The organism is Caballeronia temeraria (assembly GCF_001544795.2).
GTDB classification, from domain to species: Bacteria; Pseudomonadota; Gammaproteobacteria; order Burkholderiales; family Burkholderiaceae; genus Caballeronia; species Caballeronia temeraria.
In genome coordinates, this window is the sequence record NZ_FCOI02000004.1 from 116,915 (window position 1) to 138,381 (window position 21,467).

The following is a 21,467-nucleotide window of genomic DNA, read 5'->3' on the forward strand; positions in this document are numbered from 1 at the left end:
CGACTCACGACGACGCGCCCGGCGCGAGCAGCGTGATCTCCACGCGACGGTTTTTCGCGCGGCCTGCGGGCGTATCGTTCGATGCGAGCGGCTCGGCGTCGCCGCGTCCTTCGGCGGAAAAGCGCGCGGGCGTCCCGGTCAGCGACGCGAGCATCGCGCGCACGCTCTCCGCACGCGCCTGCGACAGATGCCAGTTCGACGGAAAGCGCGCCGACACGAGCCGCTGATCGTCGGTGTGGCCCGTCACGACGACCTTGCCGGGCACGCTCTTGAGCGCATCCGCGATGCGTCCGATCAGCGCGTCGTAGGCCGGATCGAGCGTCGCGCTGGCGGAGGCGAACAGGTTGTCGCCGTTGATCGTGACGATCGAGCGGTCCGCCGCCTCGCGCACCGAAACCAGTCCCTGACGAATCTCCGGCGCGAGGAAGCTCGCAAGCGTCGCGGCGGCGGCGGGCATCGCGGCAGGCGCGATCACGCTCGCCGGCGCGGTGGGCCGTTCGCTCACGCGGATGCGGTTGAGCGCGTCGAACACAGGATCGGACGTGCGGTTCAGGCTCATCGCGAGCGCGATGTGCGTCGCGACCACGACGACGCCCGCGAGCGCGGCGCAGACCCACGGCGGCATGCGCTGCCCGAGCGGGCGGCGCGCGCGTTCGGCGGGCCGCCAGTGCACCGAGAGTTCGGTTTCGAACGCGCCGCGCTGATCGCGGATGATGCGTTCGAGCCGCTCGCGCACGGATTCGAGCTGACTGCGCCCGCCATCGATCAGGCGATAGCGTCCTTCAAAACCGAGCGACAGGATCACGTACAGCAGTTCCAGCACGTCGATGTTGCGCGCCGGGTCCTGCGCGAGACGTTGCAGGATCAGAAAGAAGCGCTCGCCGCCCGACGCTTCGTTGTGAAAGGTCACGAGCAGGCTGCGGCTCGCCCACACGCCGCTGCCCCACGGCGTGCCCGAGATCGCCTCGTCGATGCACGTACACAGGCAATAGCGCGCCGCCGCGAGCGTTTCGGTGTCGGCGCCGCTCGCGCGGGCATCGTGCTCGAAGGCGCGCATCATGCGCACGAGTTCGCCGCGCAGCGCTTCGATGTCGGTCATCGCGGCCCGCTGACGCAGCGGCAACGCCAGTTCGATCAGCGGATTCGCCGCGCGCACGAGCGGATTCAAACCGCTCGCCGCGGCCGGCAGCACCGGCGCGCGCGGCGCGTCTTCGGTGCGCGCGCGCTCCGCGACACGTCCGCCCGGTTGCGGAATCAGGATGGTGTCGTCCGGGTCGAAGCCGGTTTGCGGAAAGGTCGATGCATTCACAATGCGTTCCTTCGTCGGATAAGGCCGGGGACTCATGGGCGGATCGCCCAGAACTCGAACTCGATGCCGGGAAAATCCCCCGCGACATGCAACGCCACGCCCGCCGACGTCGCGAACTGCCGCCACAGATCGCCGCCGCGTTCCAGCTCGAAATAGGTGAAGCCGGCATGGAACGGCAACTGGCGCGGCGCGACCGGCAGCGCACGCAGCGCGATGCCCGGCAATTGCAGATTGACGAGATCGCGGATGCGCTCGACCGGCCCGAGCTTGGCCTGCTGCGGAAAGCCGTTGAGCAGCGCGGCGGGCGCGAGATCGGCCTTGACCGCGAGCACGAAGCTCGCCGAGCGGAACAGTTCGCGGTCCGGCACGATCGCCACGCGCAGGCCGTACTTGCGCTCCTCGAGCGCGATCGGCACCGCATGCGGGTCCATCACGGCGGCGAGCGCGGCGCGCAGCGCGTTGACGAGCGGCGTGAACGTCTCGTCGAGCCGCTCATGGCGATACGCCGGGAACGCGCCCGGACGCTTGCCGGACTGGCTGAAGGTGGCGAGTTCGCCCGCCAGTTGCAGCGCGTGCTGATGCAGATCGTGCGGATGCAGGCCCGTCGTCGATGCAATCCCCGCGAACAACGGCTCGGCCCGGTTGAGCACTTGCAGCAGCAGAAAATCGGCGATTTCGGCGGCGCCGGTCGCGGCGGGCTGGGCGAGGCGCGCGGCGAGCGCATCGGCGCGCTGATGCATGAGGCCCGTGAGTTCGTCGACGAATCCGCACAGCCGCCGCGACACGCGATAGTCGAGGCACGGCGGCGCGTAGGCGGCATCGAGCACGATGCTGTTGTCCGCGCGGCGCTCGACGATGCGCGCGATCCCGAGCGACGTATGCGCGTGCGCCACGTCCTCCTCGAACGCGAGGCGCAGTTGCAGCTTGCCGACCTGCACGAGCGCGGCGCCGGTCGCGCCCTCGTTGCTGTCGAGCACTTCCGTTTCCGCGATGCGATGACGCGCGAAGCCATCGTGAGCCGCGTGCGCCGTATACGACGCCTCCGGCGCGCCGTGACGCGCGACCGGCAGCGCGAGCACGACCGTCAGATCGCGCGCGTCTTCGGGCACGGCGAGCGGCAGCGGCAGTTCATCGTCGATGGGCAGGCGAAACGGACTGCCATCGGGCAGCACGCCCGCGCACGCGTTCAGCGCGATGCGGCCGAGCTTCAGTTGCTCGACATCGATCTCCAGTTCCGAGAAGCCATACGCATAAGGCCGCAGCGCGGCGCAGCGCGCGTCGATCTGCGCGCGTACATAGCGGTCATGCTGCTGAAGATGCTGCGGCTGAAGCAGCATGCCTTCGGACCAGATCACCTTGTTGTTTCTGGACATCGTCGCCTCGCGCCGGTTTCAAAGAGGGATGGAAGGAGCGAGCGGCTTCGTATCGGCGAAACTGTTCGCCTGCCGCTCGTATGCGTCGTTGAACGCGTTGCCGCACAGCGCCTGGAGATCGTCGGCGCTCGCGCGCGTCAGTTCGGCGTGCAGCGCGACGAGTCGCTCCCACCGGCGCGCCTTGCGGCGCGCGGGCAGCCAGTCGAACCAGCCGCGTTGGGTGTCGGCCGCCGCGATCGTCTGCGGATCGAAACGGCCGAGCAGATGCTGCATCGCCGCGCGCGTGCCCGCCAGAACCGCGAGCTCGTGACGGCGGATATCGTCGAAAGCGCCTTCGAGCGCGGTCTGCGCGGGCAGATAGCCGGCGCTCGCGCCGCGCAGCATTTGCGCGAGCGCGCCGTCGCCGTCGGGGAAGAACTTGAGCGGGTTGTTGTCGCGCTGGACCAGCATCGTCGTGTCGAGGCTGATTTCGCGCTTCATCACCGAGCGCGACAGCAGTACGTCCACCACGCCGCGCACCGCCGTGCGCAGCATCGCGCCCGCGAGACGCGCGACCTCGGCGGCATCGCGCGGGCCGAGCGCGGCGGCATCGACGCGCATGCCCTCGAGCAGCGCCGCGTAGGCCGATTCGGCGATGGCGTCGTTCGCGGCGGGGACCGTCGTGCAAGGCGCGAGCGCGATATCGCCGAGGGGATCGTAGTCGTGCGGAATGCCGCCCGCCGGCGCATGCGGCGTCGCACGGACGGGCGGCGGCGGCACGTAGGCGATCTGCTCGGGCGGCACGTGATCGCTCTGCGATCCGGCGAACGCCGCGTGGCCGTCGAGCCGATGCGGTGCGTCATGCACGTCGCCGAGCGCCGCGGCGAGCGGATCGAAGCGCGGCCCCGGCAGCGGCGAATCCGCCAGCACGGCGGCGAACGCGAGCGGATCGTGCGCGAACGCTGCCGTCGCGGGTTCTTCGATCTCCACGTCCAGCGGATCGAAACCGCGACGGTCATGCACGCCGAGCGGCGCATCGAAGGCTTCGGCGGGCGCGCGCGCCATCGTCCGCACGCCGAGCCGGTAGCCGCCGATCTCCAGCACGTCGCCATCGGCGAGCGGCGCGGGCTGGCCGCCCGCGAGCGGCCGGCCATTGACCCGGCTCGGATTGCTGCCGAGATCGGCGAGCCGCCAGCCGTTCTCCGTCCAGTCGATCCGCGCATGCACGCGCGACACGGTCTTCGCCGCATCCGGCAGCACCAGCACGTTGCCGGGGCCGCGCCCGATGGTCCCGCCCGCCGCGCCGAAGCGGCACGCGAGCGGCGTATCGGGCGCGCTGCCCTGATAGCTCTCCACCGTGAGCGTGAGATACATGGCGTCTCCTTCGTGTCCGTTCATCGGGAACCATCGTCGGCCTGGCGGGGCGCGGCGGGTGCGTCGGGCGATGCGCTCGCCGCGCCCGCTCCGCCGCCCCCGCCGCCGCAGTTGATCTGCACGACCACGCCGTCGATCGACACCGGTCCGGCCGCGCTGATCGCGATACCGGACGGCCCGAGCACGATGGTGTTGCCGCCCGCCTTGAGCGTGAGCGTCACGCCCGCCTCGATGGTGACGTTGGCCCCGCCCTTCACATCGACGTTAACACCCGCCCCCACCAAAATATTCGCCCCGCTTTTGTGTTGTGTATCGCCGCCGACATCGAGGGAAAACTTACCGCCTACGTGCGTGCGCGCGTCGCCCTGCACGGCATCGCTGCGATTTCCGCCGCAGCGCGCGAAATCGTCCTGCTCGACGATCACATGCCGCTCGTTGCCGATGCGCGTGAGCGCGTCGTGCTTGACCCACGTCTCCAGATCGCGCTCGGCGTGAAAGAACACCTGCTCGGCATTCTTCGTATCGTCGAAGCGCATTTCGTTGAAGCCGTTGCCGCCTTTCGTCGAATTGCTCTTGAGCGTGGTGCGCGCCATGTTGGCGGGCAGTTCGTCGGGCGTCGTCTGCGCGGCGTTGTACACGCTGCCGATCACGAGCGGCTGATCCGGATCGCCTTCGATGAAATGCACCAGCACTTCCTGTCCGATGCGCGGCAGAAAGAACGCGCCATAGCCCTTGCCGGCCCACGGCTGCGCGACGCGCACCCAGCAGCGCTGCAACGATTCGCGCGATGCCTCCGGTTCGAGCTGCTCCCAATGGAACTGCACCTTGATGCGGCCGTATTTGTCGGTATGAATCTCTTCGCCTTTGGGTCCGACAACGACCGCCGTCTGCGGCCCCGCGACGCATGCACGCGGCGTGCTGCGCGCGGCGCGAAATCCTGCGTCGCGCGGCAGCGCCGTGAACGCGCAATCGAACACGGGCGCACGGTTGCGTACGTCTAAATTAGAAAGGTAGTCATCCGAATTGATTTCATATTCAGCCGACACGACGAGATATTCGCCGTTTTGCTGCGCGAGCGGATGATCGCTCAACTGCACGGTCCCGCCGGGCCAGATGGCGCGCGCGGTCGTGCGCGCGCTCACGAAGACATTGGCCGTCTGATGCGCCTCGACATGCGCGCGCGCAAGACGCTCGGCGTCTTCGTGGCGCGTGTAGCCGGGCGCGTGCTCCTGCATCGCGTAGACGGCTTCATCGAAACGCTTCACGCGATGCGCACGCGCGACGAGACCCTGCTGCGCCGACTGCGACGGCTTCTCGAAGTCGTAGTCGTTGATCTCGACGATGCCCGTCGCCACTTCGCCGCCCGCCGACCATGCGTAGACCCATTCGTGCTCGTGCGGCGCGCCGGTCTGCGCGCGAAACGGCAGCGCGTTGCAATGCGGCGTCGCGCCATGCACCTGCGACGAATCCGTGAGAATCAGCCGATGTTTCCCGCCCCGATGCTCGACGTAGTAGTAAATGCCTTCACGCTCGGCGAGGCGGCTGACGAAATCGAAATCCGTCTCGCGATACTGCGCGCAATGTTCGAGACTCGGATACGTCGCCGAGCACTTGTTCTCGAAGTCGATGTGATAGTCCGCGAGCACCTGACCGATGATCGCGGGCACGGTCATCCGATGAAAGAACCGGCAGTGCGACGCGCGCGTGAGCAGCCACAAACGCGGGCGCACGGTCGCGCGATACATCGCCGGGAGATTGGGCTGCGTGCTCGCGGGCCGCGCCAGTTCGAACGCGGTGACGATGCCGTTGTACTCGCGCGTGCCGCCCGGAGGAATGGCCAGCGACAGCGAGAAGTCGCTGCCGAGCATCGTCGCGATGTCGAGATTCGAACGGTCCGCGAGCAGTTCGAGATCCCATTGCGCGAGGCGTCCCAGTTCCTCGCGTCCGCGCATGCGATACAGCACGAGCGCGTTCTTGCCGAGCGCGCAGGTCGTCTGCGCGATGCGGGCGGTGTCGGTGAGCATCATCGGCGGCCTCGTCGTTCAGGGAATCTGCGTTTCGCAGGTCGCCGGATCGGCGATTGTCACCACGCCGCCCCAGTTGCAGAGGCACTTGGAGACGTTGTCGAGCGACGGCTGGTTGCCGAGCAGCACCGTGACCGCGCCGGGCACCCACGGCGTGAGCGTCGCGGGCACGCAGGGCATCGGCCTTGGCGTGCCGAGCGCGGCGGCGGTGGCCGCGGCGACTTCCGGATTCGCCTCCGACGTGCACATGCCGAACGGCATGATGTTCACGAGCGGCTCGTGATCCATGATGTTCGCGGCGATCGACCCTTCGCAGCGCACGCGGTTGACGGGCAGCACGACGAGCGCGGACGGCGTCATGCCGAACGAGCATTGCAACATCGCGCCCATGACGACTTGTTGTGGCATGGCGGGCTCCTCAATCGAACGAATAGGTGAAGTCGCCGTCGCATATGCCGACTTCGACTTTTTCGACGCTGCGGCCATCGACGAGACGGCTCAGGAATTCCGTGCTCACGCGCGGCAACACAGTGTTGGTGAGAATCGCGTCGATCATGCGGCCGCCGCTCGCGCGTTCCGTGCAGCGTCGCGCGATCTGGGCGACCACGGCGTCGTCATACACGAAGCTCACGCGATGCCGCTCGCCGATACGCCGCCCGATGCGCGCGAGTTGCAGGCGGATGACGGCATCGAGCATCGCTTCGTCGAGCGGGTAATACGGAATCACCGCGACGCGCCCGAGCAGCGCTGGCGGAAACGCATCGAGCAGCGGCTCGCGCAACGCCCGCGCGATGTCTTCCGGCGAAGGCGCTTCATGCCCGCCGCCGCACATCTGCGTGATGAGTTCGGTGCCGACGTTCGTCGTGAGCAAAATCAGCGTGTTGCTGAAGTCGATCTCGCGGCCTTCGCCGTCTTCCATGCGGCCTTTGTCGAAGACCTGGAAGAAGAGTTTGTGCACGTCCGGATGCGCCTTCTCGAATTCGTCGAGCAGCACGACGCTGTACGGGCGTCGACGCACCGCCTCGGTCAGCACGCCGCCCTCGCCGTAACCGACGTATCCCGGCGGCGCGCCTTTCAGCAGCGACACGGTGTGCGCTTCCTGGTACTCGCTCATGTTCACGGTGACGACGTTGTCCTCGCCGCCGTACAGCGCCTCGGCAAGCGCGAGCGCGGTTTCGGTCTTGCCGACGCCCGACGTGCCCGCCAGCATGAACACGCCGACCGGCTTGCACGGATCGTCGAGACCGGCGCGCGCGGTCTGCACGCGGCGCGCGATCATGTGCATCGCGTGATCCTGTCCGACGATGCGCCGATTCAGCGTCGCGGCCAGATCGAGCACGCTGGCGGCTTCGTCGCGCACCATGCGGCCGACGGGAATGCCGGTCCAGTCCTGCACCACCGACGCCACCGCGTGCGCATCCACGCCCGGCAGGATCAGCGGCGCTTCGCCCTGGCGTTGGGCGAGTTCATCGGTCAGCGCTTTGAGGTCGGACAGCGCGACGGACTCGCCGCCTTCTTCGATCACCCGCCGCGCCGCGAGAATCCGCCCGACGAGCGCGCGCTCCGCGTCCCAGCGCGCGGTGAGATCGGCGAGGCGCGCGCGTTCGGCGTCGAGCCGGGCGGCGACATCGGCGGCGCGTGCCTGCGTGTCGATGCCGAGCGCGGCTTCGCGCGCCACGATCTCGCTTTCCGTCGTCCACGTCTCGATGCGGCGCTTCGCATCGTCGATGGCGGGCGGCAGCGCCTGCTGGCTCACCGCGACGCGCGCGCAGGCGGTATCGAGCAGGCTCACGGCCTTGTCGGGCAACTGGCGCGCGGGAATGAAGCGATGCGACAGCTTCACCGCCGCCTCCAGCGCCTCGTCGAGCACCTGCACGCCGTGATGCCGCTCCATCTTGCGCACGAGGCCGCGCATCATCGCGATCGCGCCCGCTTCCGTCGGCTCGGGCACCTTGACCACCTGAAAGCGCCGCGTGAGCGCCGGGTCTTTCTCGATATGCTTCTTGTATTCGACCCACGTCGTCGCGGCGATGGTGCGCAGCGTGCCGCGTGCGAGCGCGGGCTTGAGCAGATTGGCGGCGTCGCCCGTGCCCGCCGCGCCGCCCGCGCCGACGAGCGTATGCGCCTCGTCGATGAACAGAATCACCGGCTTCTCCGACGCCTGCACCGCTTCGATCACCTGCTTCAACCGGTTCTCGAACTCGCCCTTCACGCTCGCGCCCGCTTGCAGCAGACCGACATCGAGCGTGCGCACGACGGCATCGCGCAAGGCGGGCGGCACGTCGCCGGCAACGACGCGTTGCGCGATGCCTTCCACCACCGCCGTCTTGCCGACGCCCGCCTCGCCCGTGAGGATCGGATTGTTCTGCCTGCGCCGCATGAGAATGTCGACAACCTGGCGAATCTCCATGTCGCGTCCGACGATCGGATCGAGCTTGCCTTCGCGCGCCTCGGCGGTCAGATCGACGGTGTAGCGCGCGAGCGCATCGTTTTGCGCGAGCGGCGCGGCGGCGGGTTCCGCGGCGGGCGCAGTCTGCGCTTCCGGCGAGCCGTCGAGCAGCGCGTCGAAGCGGGCGGACAGCGCATCGAAACTGATCTTCTCGAACTGGCGGGACAGCGCATACAGCGCATTGCGCAGATTCGGCGTGCGCAACATGCCGATCACGAGATGACCGGTGCGCACCTTTGCCGCGTTGAACATCAGCGAACCGAAGACCCAGCCGCGCTCGACGGCTTCATCGACTTGCGCGGAGATATCGGAAACGGATGTCGCGCCGCGCGGCAGGCGATCGAGCGCGGCGGTCAGATCGCGTTCGAGCGCGGTCTCGTCCAGCTCGAAATGCCGCACGAGACGACGCAAATCCGAATCCGCCGCGAGCAGGATCTGATGCACCCAGTGCGCCAGTTCGACATACGGATTGCCGCGCAGCTTGCAGAACGCGGCGCCGTTTTCGATCGCACGATAGGCAAGCGGGTCGAGCTTGCCGAACAAGGCCATGCGGCTGATTTCAGTCATGAGACGTCTCCTTGCTTTGAGTTGGCTTCTGGCTCGTTTGCGCCTGCCCGGCGATCACGACCCGATGGTTGTCATGGACCGGCGCGCCGCTCGTGAGCCAGGTGTTCCAGCCCAGACGCGCGCCGTTCTTCGTATTGCCTTGCAGACGCAGCGGCGGCACGTCCTCGCGCTTCAGATGCAGCGCCACATCCCAGTCGAGCGGATCGCGCACGTAGTTGCGGACCCAGCCGGCGAGCTTCGCGAGGCTCGCGCCGCCCGGCAGAAAGCGCGCGAAATCGACATAGGCGAGCGGCCCGATCACGATTCGAAACTTGTGCTGGCAATCCCAGACCCGCGTGCCGACGACCGTCGATACCCCGAGCCGCGCGCCGCCGAGACAGGTGCGCGCGTCGTCCGGCAGCGTGATCCAGTGGCCGCGCCACGGCTCGATCGACACGTTCACGCCGAAAAAGCGCGCGAGAATCAGCCGCAGTCCATCGGCATGGCGCGTCGGCGCGGCGAGCACGCCCGCGAAGTGGCGCTTGGCGGCATCGGGCACCGCGTCGCGATCGGCGAGCGCGGGCGCGCCCAGACCGAACAGACTGCCGACGTAATCCGCGAAACGATCGTCGCGCGGACGGTCGGCGCTCACGACCGGCTGCGCATCCGCCCACGCGCGATAGAACATCGACAGCATCCGGTGATGGAACACGTCGAGAAAGCGCGCGAGCGTCGGATCGTTCGCGTTGCGCAGCCGCTCGCGCACGTAGGCGGTCAGATGCGTCGGCAGCGGGCCGTTCGGTCCGAGCAGGCCGAGAAAATTCACCGCGAGCCGGCCGGGTTTGCCGTCCTCGCCGGGCACGTAGTCGCCGAGCGTCGTCGGATGAAAGATCAGCTCCGGGTCTTGCGAGAGCCGCACGGCGTCGTCGCGCGCGGAGAGCGACCGGCCGAGGCGCGGACGTTCCTCATGCGCCTGCTCGATCAGCCGCAGGGCCTGAAAGAAGTCGAAGCGGCGGGCGTCCCGGGCGAGCACGCCGTCGATGGTCAGAGCGTCGCGCATCGTCCGGTCCTCGCAGGCCAGTGCATCACCGGACCGCGCGCGAGCGTCGCGACCTGCGTCTCGGTGAACGAATTGATCGACACATACTGCGCGAAGAACTGCGCGAGCACCGCGCCGAGCAGAAACGCGCTCGCGCCTTCGAACGCGGCGTCGTCGAAGTGCAGCGTGATCGCGAGGCCGCGTCCGTAGACGATCGGTCCCGGCGACGGCAGCCGCCGCACGACCGGCGCGCACGTCACCGAGCGCAGCCCGTCGACCTGACGATGCGCGGCGGCATCGTCCGCGGGGCAGTAGAGCGCGAGCATCTCGCGCAGCGCGCGGGCGCCTTCCTGCTCGTTGGTATCGACGAGCGACGCGTAGTTCAGCGAAAGATGATCGAGCAGCCGCCACGCCGCCGGTCCTTCCGCGAACGACGGCAGCGGCCGGCTCGGGCCCGCGACGCAGCGCACGGCCGTGACTGGCGCTTCGGCGTCGAGCGTGAAGTCGGTCGATCCCGCGCCGACCGGCATCGACAGCGGCAGATCGCGGTTCGTGCACCACGCACTGATGCCAAGCTGACGCACGTCGCCGCTTTCGGGCGCGCTCGCTGCATCGACCAGCGCGATGAAGGCTTCGCTGCCGAGATAGCTGCTGCGCGCGCCGTTCTGCTGCTGCCGCACCGACGCGCGCCGCGACTCGCGCCGCAGTTGATAGAACGCGCCGCCCTCGCCCGGCATGTCGAGATCCTTCGCGCAATGGAACGGCCGATACTGCTTCTGCGCATCCGCGCCCGCGCCGTAGCCGGTGACTTCGTCGATCTGATGGATTTCGTAGTCCATCGGACGCGTGCGGTCGACGACGACGTGATATTCGAACTCCGTCTCCGACAACGCGACGCGATCGGTGCGCCGGCGAAACAGGTTGATGGCGGGCGTGCAGTCGAGCGCGAAGTTCGAGGCATCGACGCTGCGTTCGAGCGACGCATCCGCCTGATCGAGCAGGATCACGATCTCCGCGTCCCGCCCGCGGCAATGACGCAGCGCGTCGCGCAATCCATTCAGCTCGACGAACATGAAGCGCGGCGCGAACGCGAAATACTCCTGCAGCAGCCGATAGCCATCGAACGACTGGCGGCCGACCGGCAGCAGCGCCTCGTCTTCGGCGAAACCGAGCGGCCGCAGCGCGGTTTTGGGCAACACGGCGACGGTCGTTGCCGCGCTCGCGCCATTGCCCGGCTGCATCACCGCGACGCCCACGCAATGCGCGAGCAGGCGTTCGTGCAGCTTCGACGGCAAGCCGTCCGGGCCGCGCAGATAGAGCGCGAGGCGGTCGAGCGAAAGGCGGTCGAAGCCGAGCGAGCCGGTCGCGCGCAACCGCAGGCGCAATCCCGCCTTGACGCTCGCGGGCAGCATCGCCGACGACGCGTTCAACGCCCCGGCATGCGTGAAGAACTTCGCCTGCGCGATCTCGATGGGCCACAACGTGACCGCGTGCGCCGTGCGGAATTCGCAGCGTGTCGACGCGGACTTGTCGAGCATGCCGCGCAGCGCGGTATGACGCGGCACGACGATGCCATCGGCGCTCGATGCGAGTTGCGGGTTCGCGTGATCGGCTTGCAACTGCACGACCGTCATCGACGGCGTCGGCGCGAGATAGTGCGGATACGCCAGCTCCAGCAAATGCTGCGTGAAGCGCGGAAACTCGGCGTCGAGCTTCATCTGCACGCGCGCGGCGAGAAAGCTGAAGCCTTCCAGCAGACGCTCGACATACGGGTCCGCGCACTCGACGCCATCGAGCGCGAGCCGTCCGGCGATCTTCGGAAACGCGGCGGCGAATTCGCCGCCCATCTCGCGGACGTGCTGAAGCTCCTGGCTGTAGTACCGGAGGAACGCGGGATTCATGCCTGTTGCTCCACGGCCAACGCATCGCAGACGCGCACTTCGCCTGCTTCGAGATCGAGTTCCGTGCGCAGGAACAGCCGCTCGGGATACGGCTGCGACCACATGTCCGCCTCGATCTCGAAGCGGATCACGTGGCTTCCTCGCGTGCGCTTCGCGTCGTCGATCGCCGTCACGCGCACCGATTCGCGCGCGAGACGCGGCTCGAACGCCCACAGCGCATCGCGGATCATGCGCTCCAGCGCGCCCGACGCGAGCGCGGCGACGTCGCGGCCCGCGAGATCGGGCAGGCCGTAGTTGAGCACCGACGTCGCGACATGCGGCAGGTTCGCCACGTCCGTTCCATTCCCGAGACCGCTCGCGTTGAGCAGCCAGCCGATATCGCGTTGCACGCTGTCGCGCAGCGCGCGCGCCGAGATCACGCGACGCTCGCGGGATTCATGGCGCGCGTGCGGCTCGAAATCGGTCAGGCGGTCCAGCAACGAAGGCTGCAAGCGGTCGCGGGCGGAAGGTTCGGACATGGCGGTTCCTTTGTGCACGGAAGGGTCGAGGGTCACGCGGCCTTGGCCGTCGGCAGCTTCGACACGAGCCGCAGCGACACCGTCAGACCTTCGAGCTGGTAATGCGGACGCAGGAAGAACTTCGACGTGTAATAGCCCGGATTGCCCGCCACTTCCTCCACGATGACCTGCGCATCGGCGAGCGGCTTGCGCGCCTTGGTGTCGTCGGAAGAGTGCGTGGGATCGCCATCGACGTATTGAAGAATCCAGTTCTGCAGCCAGCGCTCCATGTCGTCACGTTCCTTGAACGAGCCGAGCTTGTCGCGCACGATGCACTTCAGGTAATGCGCAAAGCGGCAGCACGCGAACAGATACGGCAGGCGCGCGGCGAGATTCGCGTTGGCGGTGGCGTCGGGGTCTTCGTATTCGGCCGGCTTGTGCAGCGATTGCGCGCCGATGAATGCCGCGAAGTCCGAGTTCTTCTTGTGCACGAGCGGCATGAAGCCGTTTTTCGCAAGCTCGGCCTCGCGCCGGTCGCTGATCGCGATCTCGGTCGGGCACTTCATGTCGACGCCGCCGTCGTCCGTCGGGAACGCATGCACCGGCAATCCTTCGACCGCGCCGCCCGACTCGACGCCGCGAATGCGCGAGCACCAGCCAAATGTCTTGAACGAGCGCGTGATGTTCGTCGCCATCGCATACGATGCGTTCGCCCACGCGTACTTGCTGCTGTTCGCGCCCGCCGTGTCCTCCTCGAAGTCGAACGCCTCGACCGGATCGGACTTCGCGCCGTAGGGTGCGCGCGCGAGAAAGCGCGGCATCGCAAGGCCGATATAGCGCGAGTCCTCCGAATCGCGCAGCGAGCGCCACGCGGCGTGCTCGGGCGTCTGGAAGATCTTGGTCAGATCGCGCGGATTGGCGAGTTCCTGCCACGATTCCATCAAGAGCGCCGCCGGGTCCGCGCCCGCGATGAACGGCGCATGCGCCGCCGCCGCGATCTTCGCGATCTGCGTGAGCAGGTCCACATCCGGGCCGCTGTGATCGAAGTAGTAATCCGCGACCAGCGCGCCGTAAGGCTCGCCGCCGAACTGGCCGTACTCTTCCTCGTAGAGCTTCTTGAAAAGCGGGCTCTGATCCCACGCGACGCCGCGATACTTCTTCAGCGTCTTGTGCAGTTCCGGTTTCGAGATGTTCAGCACGCGGATCTTGAGCGACTCGTCGGTTTCCGTGTTGTTCACGAGGTAATGCAGGCCGCGCCATGCGCTCTCGACTTTCTGGAACGGTTCGCTGTGCAGGATCAGGTTGATCTGCCCGGTGAGCGTCCGATCGATCTGCGCGATGAGCGCTTCGATAGTCGCGAGGACATCGCCGGAAATCACGCCGGTGTCGCGCAAGGCCTGCTCGGCGAGCGTGCGCACCGCGTTCTCCACAGCGTCGCGGGCACGCTCGGACTTCGGCTTGAATTCCTTTTGCAAGAGCGTGGAGAAGTCGTCGAGTTCGGGCGCCGCGTCGATGACGGCAGGGCTGCGCTGTTGCTGGATGCTGAGATCGTTCATCGCGTCATGCTCCGGTCACGGGTTTGTCGGCGTCGTCCTTTGCGCGCGGCTGGGCGGCGAGCGCCTTCATCAACGCGGGCTCTTCCAGCAGCCGGGCGATCAGCGCTTCGGCGCCGGTCTTGCCGTCCATGTAAGTCAGCAGGTTCGCCAGTTGCGTGCGCGCTTCGAGCAGTTGCCGCAGCGGCTCGACCTTGCGGGCGATCGCGGCGGGCGTGAAGTCGTCCATGCTCTCGAAGGTCAGATCGACCGCGACATTGCCGTCGCCCGTCAGCGTGTTCGGCACTTGCACCGCGACGCGCGGTTTCATCGACTTGAGGCGTTCGTCGAAGTTGTCGACGTCGATCTCCAGAAACTTGCGCTCGGTGGCGGGCGCGAGCGGCTCGGCGGGCTGGCCCGACAAATCCGCGAGCACGCCCATCACGAAGGGCAAGTTGACCTTCTTTTCCGAGCCATAAACCTCGACGTCGTATTCGATCTGCACGCGCGGCGCACGATTGCGCGCGATGAATTTCTGACTGCTTTCTTTTGCCACGATGTCCACTCCTGTGCTTGTGTCCGGGACCGGTCAGACGACGCCGCCCAGATGCCTGAATTGATGTGCGCCATCCGGCGCGACGTCCTCGATGATTTCGATGAAGCTCTTGCCGACCAACCTGCGCGCGCGTTGCAGCAATACCGGCAACGGGCTCGACGGCTCGCATTCGGCGTAGTACGCGCAGATCGCGTCGAGCGCGTCGCTTACGTCGCGTGCGCTCGCGATGCGCCGGGGCGTGGCGGGTCCGGCCACGGCGGCGTGCTGCGCCGCCGGACCGGAGCCCGCGCCCTCTTCACTGCTGCTGGTCTCCGTCGCACTTCCCCTTCTCCCCGTATCCGGATCCAGCACGTCGACCCGCGCCGCGACGAACTCCCCGATGCGTCCGAGCGGCCGGGCGAGCGGCCCGAAATCGAGCGCGCGCGACGGCCCCACCCGAGCCGTCAGCGTGCTCTCGATGTTCGCGAGCGACGCCCGCGCCGATGAGAGCGCCGCGCCCATCGCCCGCGCTTCGTCGATACCGGCTTGCGCGAACGCTGCATCGATGGCGGCGAGCGTCGGCATCTCGTCGCCTTCGGCAAGCGGCGCTTCGCCCGACATCACATCGAGCTCGCGCAGCGCGAAACCACGCTGGCCGCGCGGCGCGACGAAGGGCACGTCGCGCAGATCGCCGGCGAGTCCCGCATCGTCGACGAGCGCCGACAGCGCGTTGACCCGCGCGGTCGGATCGTCGCCATCGCTGGGATCGAGCTGCGGATGCACGCCGCCCCAGTGCCGATCGAGCAGCCCTTCGATCAGCGCAAGGCCGCGCGCCAGTCCGATGAAACCCTCGCGAACCGTGCTCGAACGCGTGTAGTGCACCGCGACGCGCAGATCGCGCGTGCGTTCGAGCAGGGTCATCGAGAGTGCGTGGGCGAGCGTCCAGTCGGGCGGCGTGGCGGCGATCACGGTGCCGCCGTACTGGGCGTCGGGCTTGCCGGCGAGCGCCTCTTCCAGCGACCGGAAATCGGCGCTGTACTCTTCGTCCTCGCCGCACGGAAGATCCGGCGTGAGGTCGGCGAGCCAGGCTGCGATATCTGCGCGATTCATGGTGAGGTCCGTAAGAGGCGTGGGTTAGTCTGTCAAGCGACGGCTCATTCCGACTTGTTCTTCGGGATGTTCCACTTGCCCGTCACCACGCCGCCCTTCTTCGCGCCGGTGTTGTCCTGCGGCTGATACTCCATGTTGAATTGCGCGAAGTTGAGCGTGACGCTCTCGGCAACCTGATCCCCGCCGCCCGAGCCCACCGAATGGCTGCTGATGAGCACTTCCTTGAGCGTGATCTTCAGATACTCGACCGGATCGGTGCCGCCCGCCTTGCGCAGCGTGAGCACGGCCTCGGGCATGTGCACGCCCTGGCAGCACGACTGCACGATGGTCGGCGAGCTTTTATCGACATACTTGCTGATCGTGAGGTCCTGCACCGCCGCGGTTCCGGTGCCGCCGCCCGTGCCGGTGTGCGTGGTGCCCGTCTGCGCGCACCCCCACGACCAGCTCAACACTTCGATCTCTTCGGTGTGACCCACCGCCAGAGATTCACCCTTGATATCGCCCAGCTTGAGAAACATATCCACAGCCATGTCAGTCTCCAGAGAAAAATGCGCCTTGCGGCACAGGCAAAATTCGCGTCGCCATTGGATCGCGAAGCTTGGTTCGCGAGCTTGATTCAGCCCGCATTGATTCGGATGCCTAATCTATATCGATGCTTCCGCGCGTTCGAAACGCCACTCATTCAGGCGAGCGCACGGCGGATCGCCACCGCCACGGCTGTCACGTCGCCGCGCTCGCACAGCGCCGCCCAGCTTTCAAGCGTGTCGCGGCTCACCGCCGGCGCTTCGCAAAGCTGCGCAAATCGTTCGAGCGTTGCCGTCGAACCGGCTATGCTATGAAAACGTTCGCGTCCGATGCACGCGTCCAGCATGACCGCCATGCCTGCCTGCCGGGCCCGGTCGAGGAGGGTCTCCATGATCTGTCTCCTATTCGGTGGTTCGAGTGCGCGCCGTTGCGCGATCCGTGACCCGAAAACAGTCGCCCCCGTCCGCTTATTCCGCAAAAAAATCGAAAAATTTCCGGAATAGATCGGCGTCTGGAGTGTTGTCAATCATGAGCGCGCCCATCACAGGAGCTGCCCCGATGAACGACGACGATCTGCCGACCGTCCTGCCGACGCTGTTGCCGCGGCTATGGCGGTTCGCTTTGAGGCTGACGCAGAATCAGCACGACGCCGAGGATCTGGTGCAGCGCGCCTGCGTGCGGGCGCTGGAGCGGCGCAGTCAGTTGCAGCCGGGGACGTCGACGTTGAGCTGGCTCTTTTCGATCGTGCATTCGACCTGGATGAACGAACTGCGCGCCCGTTCGATTCGCAGCCGCGGCAGCATGGACTGGCAGGACGAGGAGATCGAATCGTTCGCCGATCCGTCGGCGCGCAATCCGGAACTGGATATGCTGCATCGCCAGGTGATCGACGCGGTCGAGGCGCTGCCCGAAGCGCAGCGCGTCGTGATGGTGCTGGTGGCGATTGAGGGCCTGAGCTATCGCGAGGCGGCCGAAGTGCTCGACGTGCCGATCGGCACGGTCATGAGCCGGCTGTCGCGGGCGCGGCTGACGATCGGTCAAAAATTCAGCGTGCAGGCGCCGGCGGCAGTTAGGAAAGGGGAATCCTTATGATGAATGTCGATGATTCGCTGCTGATGTCGTACGTCGACGGCGAGGTTTCGCCGGAACAGCGCGCGGAAATCGAAGCGGCAATCGCCCACTCCGACGAACTGGCGGCGCGCGCAGCGGCGCTGCAGGCGTCGGTGCTGCCGTATCGCGCCGCGTACGACCGGCAAACGGTGCCGCCCGTGCCGGAAAGCCTCACGCGCCGCATCGAGGAACTGGTGAGCGTCAGCACGACGCAGGAGCGCAAGGCGTCGCGCGGCTCACGCCGTTTTCCGATGCAATGGGCGGCCGCGGCCTTCGTCGCGGGCGCGATCTGCTCGGGCGTGCTCACCGGCTATCTCGGCGGCTTCAATCCGTTGAAGCGCGGCGCCGATCCGTGGGTGCAGAGCGTGGCGGACTATCAGGTGCTCTACGGACGCGACACGGTCGCCAATCTGCGGGAAGACAAGGCCAGCACGGAGCAGGTTCTGGCCGATATCCATCAGCGCGACGGCATGCCGATCGCGGTTCCGGATCTGCGTCAGGTCGGGCTCAAGTTCAAGCGCGTGCAGCGCCTGAACTACCATGACCGCCCGCTCATCCAGATGGTGTATCTGCCGGAGCGCGGCGATCCGGTCGCGCTGTGCGTGATCGAGGAAAACGAAGGCGACGCGCCCGTGCGCTCGGGTCAGGCCGGCGAAATGAAGACGGTCACGTGGCGCGCGAACCGGCTCGCTTACGTGCTGCTTGCCAAATCGCCTTCCATCGATCTGCAGGCGGTCGGCAGCAGCATCGCCGGCGGGAAGACCGCGCCGCTATACAGCGACCGCGCGGACGGAGCACGCGACAGCTAACGCACGCGTGCGCCGCATCACTCGACGGCGGCCAGCGCCAGATCGATGCCCGACTGGCGAATGCCCGTCGCCGCCGCCAGCGTGCCGACGCTCGACAGGTTTTTGTGATCGAGCTGCCCGCCGATATGGATGACGTTCACGTGCGTGGCGCTCGCGAGTTCGCGCACGATCTGGAAGTCGTTGGTGACGACCGTCATGTCCGACAACTCGACGATATGCGGCACGAACGACAGCATGGTCGTGCCGGCATCGAGATAAATCGACATTCCGGAGCGCAGACCTTCGGCGGCGCGCCGCGCGATGGCCTGCTTCTGCGGCTGCTCGACGACCGCCTTCGACTGATGGCTCGGCTCGCTGTTCAGATGACTCGCGATGCGCACGCCGCCCGGCACCGTATAGACAAACCCGGCTTCTTCGAGCGCGGCGATATCGCGTCGAACCGTCATGTGCGAACAGTTGAACGATTCCATCAACTGGGCAGCGCGGGCAACATCAGCGCGCGCTGCGACGACGGCTGGCTCATCACGCCGACCGACGCCTGTCTCGGCCGGCTCGATCCCGCCGATATTGCGAAAGTCGATGCGCAAGGCCGGCATGTGTCCGGCGCACGGCCATCGAAGACGCTGGAGTTGCATCGCCAAATCTACGAAAACAATGCCGATACGCGCGGCATCGTGCATACGCATTCGACGTCGCTCGTTGCGCTGACGCTCGCGGGCGTGTGGAGCGATGAAGACGTGCTGCCGCCCATCACGCCGTATTACGTGATGAAGGTCAGGCACGTGCCGCTCGTGCGATATCGCCGTCCGGGCGACCCGCAAGTGGCCGCCGAAATCGCGGCGCGCGCGGCGTCGGTGCGGGCCGTGCTACTCGAGCGGCCCGGGCCGGTGGTGTGGGAGCGCAGCGTCTCGCATGCTTCGTGTGCGCTCGAAGAGCTCGAAGAAACCGCGCGTCTCTGGCTCATGACGACGCCGCGCCCCGCTCCGCTCGATCAATCCGCCATCGACGAGTTGTGCCGCACGTTCAACCTGCGCTGGTAGCGGCATCGCACGGTCAGGGCGTCGGTGCGTCCTGACGAATCAGCTCACGGCGCTTCAGTTCCGCCCAGAACTGCGGCGGTATCTCCGTGCGGAAGGTCCGGACGTTGTCGTCGAGTTGCGCGACGGTGCGCACGCCCGGAATGTTCGTCGGGATGGCGGGATGCCCGAGCACGAATTGCAGGGCCGCGGCTTTGAGCGGGACTGCGTATTCCTCGCAAACCTGCTCCATCTTGCGCACGCGCGCCAGAATGTCCTCCGGCGCCGGCGCGTAGTTGTACTTCGCGCCGGGGATTGCGCCGGTCGCGAGAATGCCGCTGTTGTAGCCGCCGCCGAGAATCACCGACACCTGCTGCTTTTCGCACAGCGGCAGAAAGCCGTCGAGCGCGTCCTGTTCGAGCAGCGTGTAGCGGCCCGCGAGCAGCAGGCAATCGAAGTCCTGCCGGCGGATCGCTTCGTGCGCGACCTGCCATTCGTTGACCCCGAGCCCGACCGCCTTCACGACGCCTTCGTCGCGCAGTTTCAGCAGCGCTTTCGATGCACCCGCCATCGCGGCATCGAACATCTCGGGCTGACGCGCTCCGTGCGTGAAGACGTCGATATCGTGAATCAGCGCGATATCGATATGCTCCAGCGCGAGACGCTGCAAACTGTCTTCGATGGAGCGCATCGTGCCGTCGTAGCTATAGTCGAAGACGGTATCGAACGGCAAGCCGTCGACCCACGGCGCGAAGTGGATCTCGCCGCGCTTGCGTGGCTTGAGCAGGCGGCCGACTTTGGTCGACAGCACGAACTCATCGCGCGGATACCATCGCAAGCCCTGTCCGCAGCGTGCTTCGCTCAATCCGTGACCGTACATCGGCGCGGTGTCGAAGTAGCGCACGCCTGCGTCCCACGCAGCCTTGATCAGCGCGGCCGAATCCTCTTCGCTAATCGGCCTGAAGATGTTGCCGATCGGTGCGGCGCCGAAGCCCATCAACGTCGTCTCGAGCCCGGAACGCGGCCATTTGCGTTTGGCGACTGGATCCATCGATATCTCCTGTTGTGCGTACGCTTTATTTGACCTTCGCGGCGGCGGCAAGCTTGCGCGCGCCCTCTTTCGCGTCCTCGTTCGAGTTCATGAAATTCGTCACGACGTCGGTGATTGCGCCGGCCGTCACCGGAGACTGAAGCTCACCGAAGGCCAGCGAAGGAAAGAATCCGCCCGACTTGATCGTTGCCTGCTCGTCCGCGCGCGATTTCTTCGCGCAACTGTCGAACTTGTCCATCGGCACGTCGAGCCTGACGGGAATCGATCCCTTGTTGAGACTGAACTGCTCCTGGAACGCGGGCGACATGATCGTTTTCGCCATCGCGATCTGGCCCGGCGTCGCGTCCTTCTTGCCGTTCTGCTGAAAGAACACGAATGCATCCGCCGTGTACGTGTACGCGTTCGACGTGCCGGGCGCAGGCGCGCACACGAAATCGACATCCGCCTTCTTGTTCGCGTTGGCGAACTCGCCTTTCGCCCAGTCGCCCATGAACTGCATGCCGCCCGAGCCGGAAATCACCATCGCCGTGGCGAGATTCCAGTCGCGGCCGTGATAGCTCTTGTCGAAGTACGTCCGGATCTTCTGCACGGTCTCGAAGACCTGCACCATCTGCGGCGACGTCAGCGTTTTCTGATCGAGATCGACGAGCGCCTTCCGATAGAAGTCCGGGCCCTGCGACAGCACGACCGTCTCCCAGATCGTCATGTCCTGCCACGGCTGGCCGCCGTGCGCGACGGGCGTGATGCCTGCCGCGCGGAACTTGTCGGCGAGCGCGAAGAACTCCGGCCATGTCGTGGGCGGCGTGCCTCCGACCTTGTCGAGATCCGCTTTATTGATCCACAGCCAGTTGATCCGATGCACCGAGAACGGCGCGGCGACATAATGCCCGCCCGACTTCACGTCGCTGTCGATCTGCGCGGGAATGTGGCTCTTCCAGTCGGTCGCGGACGGATCGACCGTCACCAGCACGCCCTGATCCGCCCAGTCCTGAATCAACGGCCCCTTGATCTGCGCGGCAGACGGCGCGTTGCCCGAGATCACCTGCGTCTTCAGCGCCGTCATCGCCGCCGTGCCCGATCCGCCCGCGACGGCGAAATCCTTCCACTCGTAACCTTGCTTGCCCATGTCGTCCTTGAGCACGCGAATGGCTTTCGATTCGCCGCCGGACGTCCACCAGTGCAGGACCGACATCTGTTCCGCGGCCAGCACGGCATGCGTCCCGGCGACGAACATCGCGACGGCCGCTGCGGCCGACGTCAGTGAGTGTTTCATTGCAGTCTCCGAATC

At 66.8% G+C, this 21,467-nt stretch carries 20 protein-coding genes; 3 read left to right on the top strand and 17 right to left on the bottom strand.

Translation table 11 applies throughout. The features are described from left to right. Positions 1-4: 4 nt before the first annotated feature. The 14 genes from AWB76_RS07665 to AWB76_RS07730 all read right to left on the bottom strand — a co-directional run bounded on the left by AWB76_RS07665 (position 5) and on the right by AWB76_RS07730 (position 16,584). Complete coding sequence (locus AWB76_RS07665; RefSeq protein ID WP_061159827.1) at positions 5-1,309, bottom strand: DotU family type VI secretion system protein; 1,305 nt, start codon at positions 1,307-1,309, stop codon at positions 5-7. Positions 1,310-1,341: 32 nt separating this feature from the next. Continuing rightward, positions 1,342-2,682, bottom strand: coding sequence for a type VI secretion system baseplate subunit TssK (tssK, locus tag AWB76_RS07670; RefSeq protein WP_061159541.1), 1,341 nt, complete (start codon positions 2,680-2,682; stop codon positions 1,342-1,344). Positions 2,683-2,700: 18 nt separating this feature from the next. Next, positions 2,701-4,035: a type VI secretion system-associated FHA domain protein TagH gene (tagH, locus tag AWB76_RS07675; protein WP_082864390.1), complete on the bottom strand. Its 1,335-nt coding sequence runs from the start codon at positions 4,033-4,035 to the stop codon at positions 2,701-2,703. A gap of 20 nt (positions 4,036-4,055) precedes the next feature. Further along, positions 4,056-6,062 carry a type VI secretion system Vgr family protein gene (locus AWB76_RS07680; protein ID WP_061159543.1) on the bottom strand — a complete coding sequence of 669 codons (2,007 nt, stop codon included), beginning with the start codon at positions 6,060-6,062 and terminating at the stop codon, positions 4,056-4,058. Between the two features lie 15 nt (positions 6,063-6,077). Continuing rightward, positions 6,078-6,467 carry a DUF4280 domain-containing protein gene (locus AWB76_RS07685; RefSeq protein WP_061159544.1) on the bottom strand — a complete coding sequence of 130 codons (390 nt, stop codon included), beginning with the start codon at positions 6,465-6,467 and terminating at the stop codon, positions 6,078-6,080. A gap of 10 nt (positions 6,468-6,477) precedes the next feature. After that, positions 6,478-9,075, bottom strand: coding sequence for a type VI secretion system ATPase TssH (tssH, locus tag AWB76_RS07690; RefSeq protein ID WP_061159545.1), 2,598 nt, complete (start codon positions 9,073-9,075; stop codon positions 6,478-6,480). After that, positions 9,068-10,114 (bottom strand): type VI secretion system baseplate subunit TssG, encoded by a 1,047-nt coding sequence (tssG, locus tag AWB76_RS07695; RefSeq protein ID WP_061159546.1) that lies wholly within the window; start codon positions 10,112-10,114, stop codon positions 9,068-9,070. Before tssG ends, tssH begins: the two co-directional genes overlap by 8 nt. Then, a complete protein-coding gene (gene tssF / locus AWB76_RS07700) occupies positions 10,099-11,994 on the bottom strand; it encodes a type VI secretion system baseplate subunit TssF (protein ID WP_061159547.1) in 1,896 nt (631 codons plus the stop codon). Before tssF ends, tssG begins: the two co-directional genes overlap by 16 nt. Further along, the gene (gene tssE / locus AWB76_RS07705; protein WP_061159548.1) at positions 11,991-12,512 is read right to left on the bottom strand and encodes a type VI secretion system baseplate subunit TssE; all 522 of its coding nucleotides are present in this window, start codon (positions 12,510-12,512) and stop codon (positions 11,991-11,993) included. The genes tssF and tssE overlap by 4 nt, the downstream gene beginning before the upstream one ends. Positions 12,513-12,544: 32 nt before the next feature. Continuing rightward, positions 12,545-14,047, bottom strand: a complete 1,503-nt coding sequence (gene tssC / locus AWB76_RS07710; protein ID WP_061159549.1) for a type VI secretion system contractile sheath large subunit — start codon at positions 14,045-14,047, stop codon at positions 12,545-12,547. A gap of 4 nt (positions 14,048-14,051) precedes the next feature. Further along, positions 14,052-14,579, bottom strand: a complete 528-nt coding sequence (gene tssB, locus AWB76_RS07715) for a type VI secretion system contractile sheath small subunit (protein ID WP_061159828.1) — start codon at positions 14,577-14,579, stop codon at positions 14,052-14,054. A gap of 33 nt (positions 14,580-14,612) precedes the next feature. Beyond that, positions 14,613-15,668, bottom strand: coding sequence for a type VI secretion system protein TssA (gene tssA, locus AWB76_RS07720; RefSeq protein ID WP_061159550.1), 1,056 nt, complete (start codon positions 15,666-15,668; stop codon positions 14,613-14,615). Between the two features lie 44 nt (positions 15,669-15,712). Beyond that, complete coding sequence (locus AWB76_RS07725) at positions 15,713-16,198, bottom strand: Hcp family type VI secretion system effector (protein ID WP_061159551.1); 486 nt, start codon at positions 16,196-16,198, stop codon at positions 15,713-15,715. Positions 16,199-16,350: 152 nt separating this feature from the next. Beyond that, positions 16,351-16,584 carry a hypothetical protein gene (locus AWB76_RS07730; protein WP_082864378.1) on the bottom strand — a complete coding sequence of 78 codons (234 nt, stop codon included), beginning with the start codon at positions 16,582-16,584 and terminating at the stop codon, positions 16,351-16,353. 167 nt (positions 16,585-16,751) lie between these two features. Here AWB76_RS07730 and AWB76_RS07735 point away from each other — a divergent pair, with 167 nt between their 5' ends. Next, positions 16,752-17,285 (top strand): RNA polymerase sigma factor, encoded by a 534-nt coding sequence (locus AWB76_RS07735; protein ID WP_061159553.1) that lies wholly within the window; start codon positions 16,752-16,754, stop codon positions 17,283-17,285. Continuing rightward, positions 17,282-18,112, top strand: a complete 831-nt coding sequence (locus AWB76_RS07740; protein WP_244173257.1) for an anti-sigma factor family protein — start codon at positions 17,282-17,284, stop codon at positions 18,110-18,112. The genes AWB76_RS07735 and AWB76_RS07740 overlap by 4 nt, the downstream gene beginning before the upstream one ends. Positions 18,113-18,129: 17 nt before the next feature. Here AWB76_RS07740 and AWB76_RS07745 read toward each other — a convergent pair whose 3' ends face one another. Continuing rightward, positions 18,130-18,558, bottom strand: a complete 429-nt coding sequence (locus AWB76_RS07745) for a DeoR/GlpR family DNA-binding transcription regulator (protein WP_244173258.1) — start codon at positions 18,556-18,558, stop codon at positions 18,130-18,132. Between AWB76_RS07745 and AWB76_RS07750 the strand changes: the two genes are divergently transcribed. Then, on the top strand, positions 18,559-19,152 hold the full coding sequence (locus tag AWB76_RS07750) for a class II aldolase/adducin family protein (RefSeq protein ID WP_244173259.1): 594 nt from the start codon (positions 18,559-18,561) through the stop codon (positions 19,150-19,152). A 13-nt stretch (positions 19,153-19,165) separates the two neighbouring features. On the opposite strand, the gene AWB76_RS07755 is transcribed toward AWB76_RS07750, so the two are convergent. Next, positions 19,166-20,179, bottom strand: a complete 1,014-nt coding sequence (locus AWB76_RS07755; RefSeq protein ID WP_061159554.1) for an aldo/keto reductase — start codon at positions 20,177-20,179, stop codon at positions 19,166-19,168. A gap of 25 nt (positions 20,180-20,204) precedes the next feature. Continuing rightward, positions 20,205-21,452 carry an ABC transporter substrate-binding protein gene (locus AWB76_RS07760; RefSeq protein ID WP_061159555.1) on the bottom strand — a complete coding sequence of 416 codons (1,248 nt, stop codon included), beginning with the start codon at positions 21,450-21,452 and terminating at the stop codon, positions 20,205-20,207. Positions 21,453-21,467 lie beyond the last annotated feature (15 nt).

Bases quoted from the DNA above. Each gene is read 5' to 3' on its own strand.
- tssK (WP_061159541.1), bottom strand. From the start codon at position 2,682: ATGTCCAGAAACAACAAGGTGATCTGGTCCGAAGGCATGCTGCTTCAG.
- tagH (WP_082864390.1), bottom strand. From the start codon at position 4,035: ATGTATCTCACGCTCACGGTGGAGAGCTATCAGGGCAGCGCGCCCGAT.
- AWB76_RS07680 (WP_061159543.1), bottom strand. From the start codon at position 6,062: ATGATGCTCACCGACACCGCCCGCATCGCGCAGACGACCTGCGCGCTC.
- AWB76_RS07685 (WP_061159544.1), bottom strand. From the start codon at position 6,467: ATGCCACAACAAGTCGTCATGGGCGCGATGTTGCAATGCTCGTTCGGC.
- tssH (WP_061159545.1), bottom strand. From the start codon at position 9,075: ATGACTGAAATCAGCCGCATGGCCTTGTTCGGCAAGCTCGACCCGCTT.
- tssG (WP_061159546.1), bottom strand. From the start codon at position 10,114: ATGCGCGACGCTCTGACCATCGACGGCGTGCTCGCCCGGGACGCCCGC.
- tssF (WP_061159547.1), bottom strand. From the start codon at position 11,994: ATGAATCCCGCGTTCCTCCGGTACTACAGCCAGGAGCTTCAGCACGTC.
- tssE (WP_061159548.1), bottom strand. From the start codon at position 12,512: ATGTCCGAACCTTCCGCCCGCGACCGCTTGCAGCCTTCGTTGCTGGAC.
- tssC (WP_061159549.1), bottom strand. From the start codon at position 14,047: ATGAACGATCTCAGCATCCAGCAACAGCGCAGCCCTGCCGTCATCGAC.
- tssA (WP_061159550.1), bottom strand. From the start codon at position 15,668: ATGAATCGCGCAGATATCGCAGCCTGGCTCGCCGACCTCACGCCGGAT.
- AWB76_RS07725 (WP_061159551.1), bottom strand. From the start codon at position 16,198: ATGGCTGTGGATATGTTTCTCAAGCTGGGCGATATCAAGGGTGAATCT.
- AWB76_RS07730 (WP_082864378.1), bottom strand. From the start codon at position 16,584: ATGGAGACCCTCCTCGACCGGGCCCGGCAGGCAGGCATGGCGGTCATG.
- AWB76_RS07735 (WP_061159553.1), top strand. From the start codon at position 16,752: ATGAACGACGACGATCTGCCGACCGTCCTGCCGACGCTGTTGCCGCGG.
- AWB76_RS07740 (WP_244173257.1), top strand. From the start codon at position 17,282: ATGATGAATGTCGATGATTCGCTGCTGATGTCGTACGTCGACGGCGAG.
- AWB76_RS07745 (WP_244173258.1), bottom strand. From the start codon at position 18,558: ATGACGGTTCGACGCGATATCGCCGCGCTCGAAGAAGCCGGGTTTGTC.
- AWB76_RS07755 (WP_061159554.1), bottom strand. From the start codon at position 20,179: ATGGATCCAGTCGCCAAACGCAAATGGCCGCGTTCCGGGCTCGAGACG.
- AWB76_RS07760 (WP_061159555.1), bottom strand. From the start codon at position 21,452: ATGAAACACTCACTGACGTCGGCCGCAGCGGCCGTCGCGATGTTCGTC.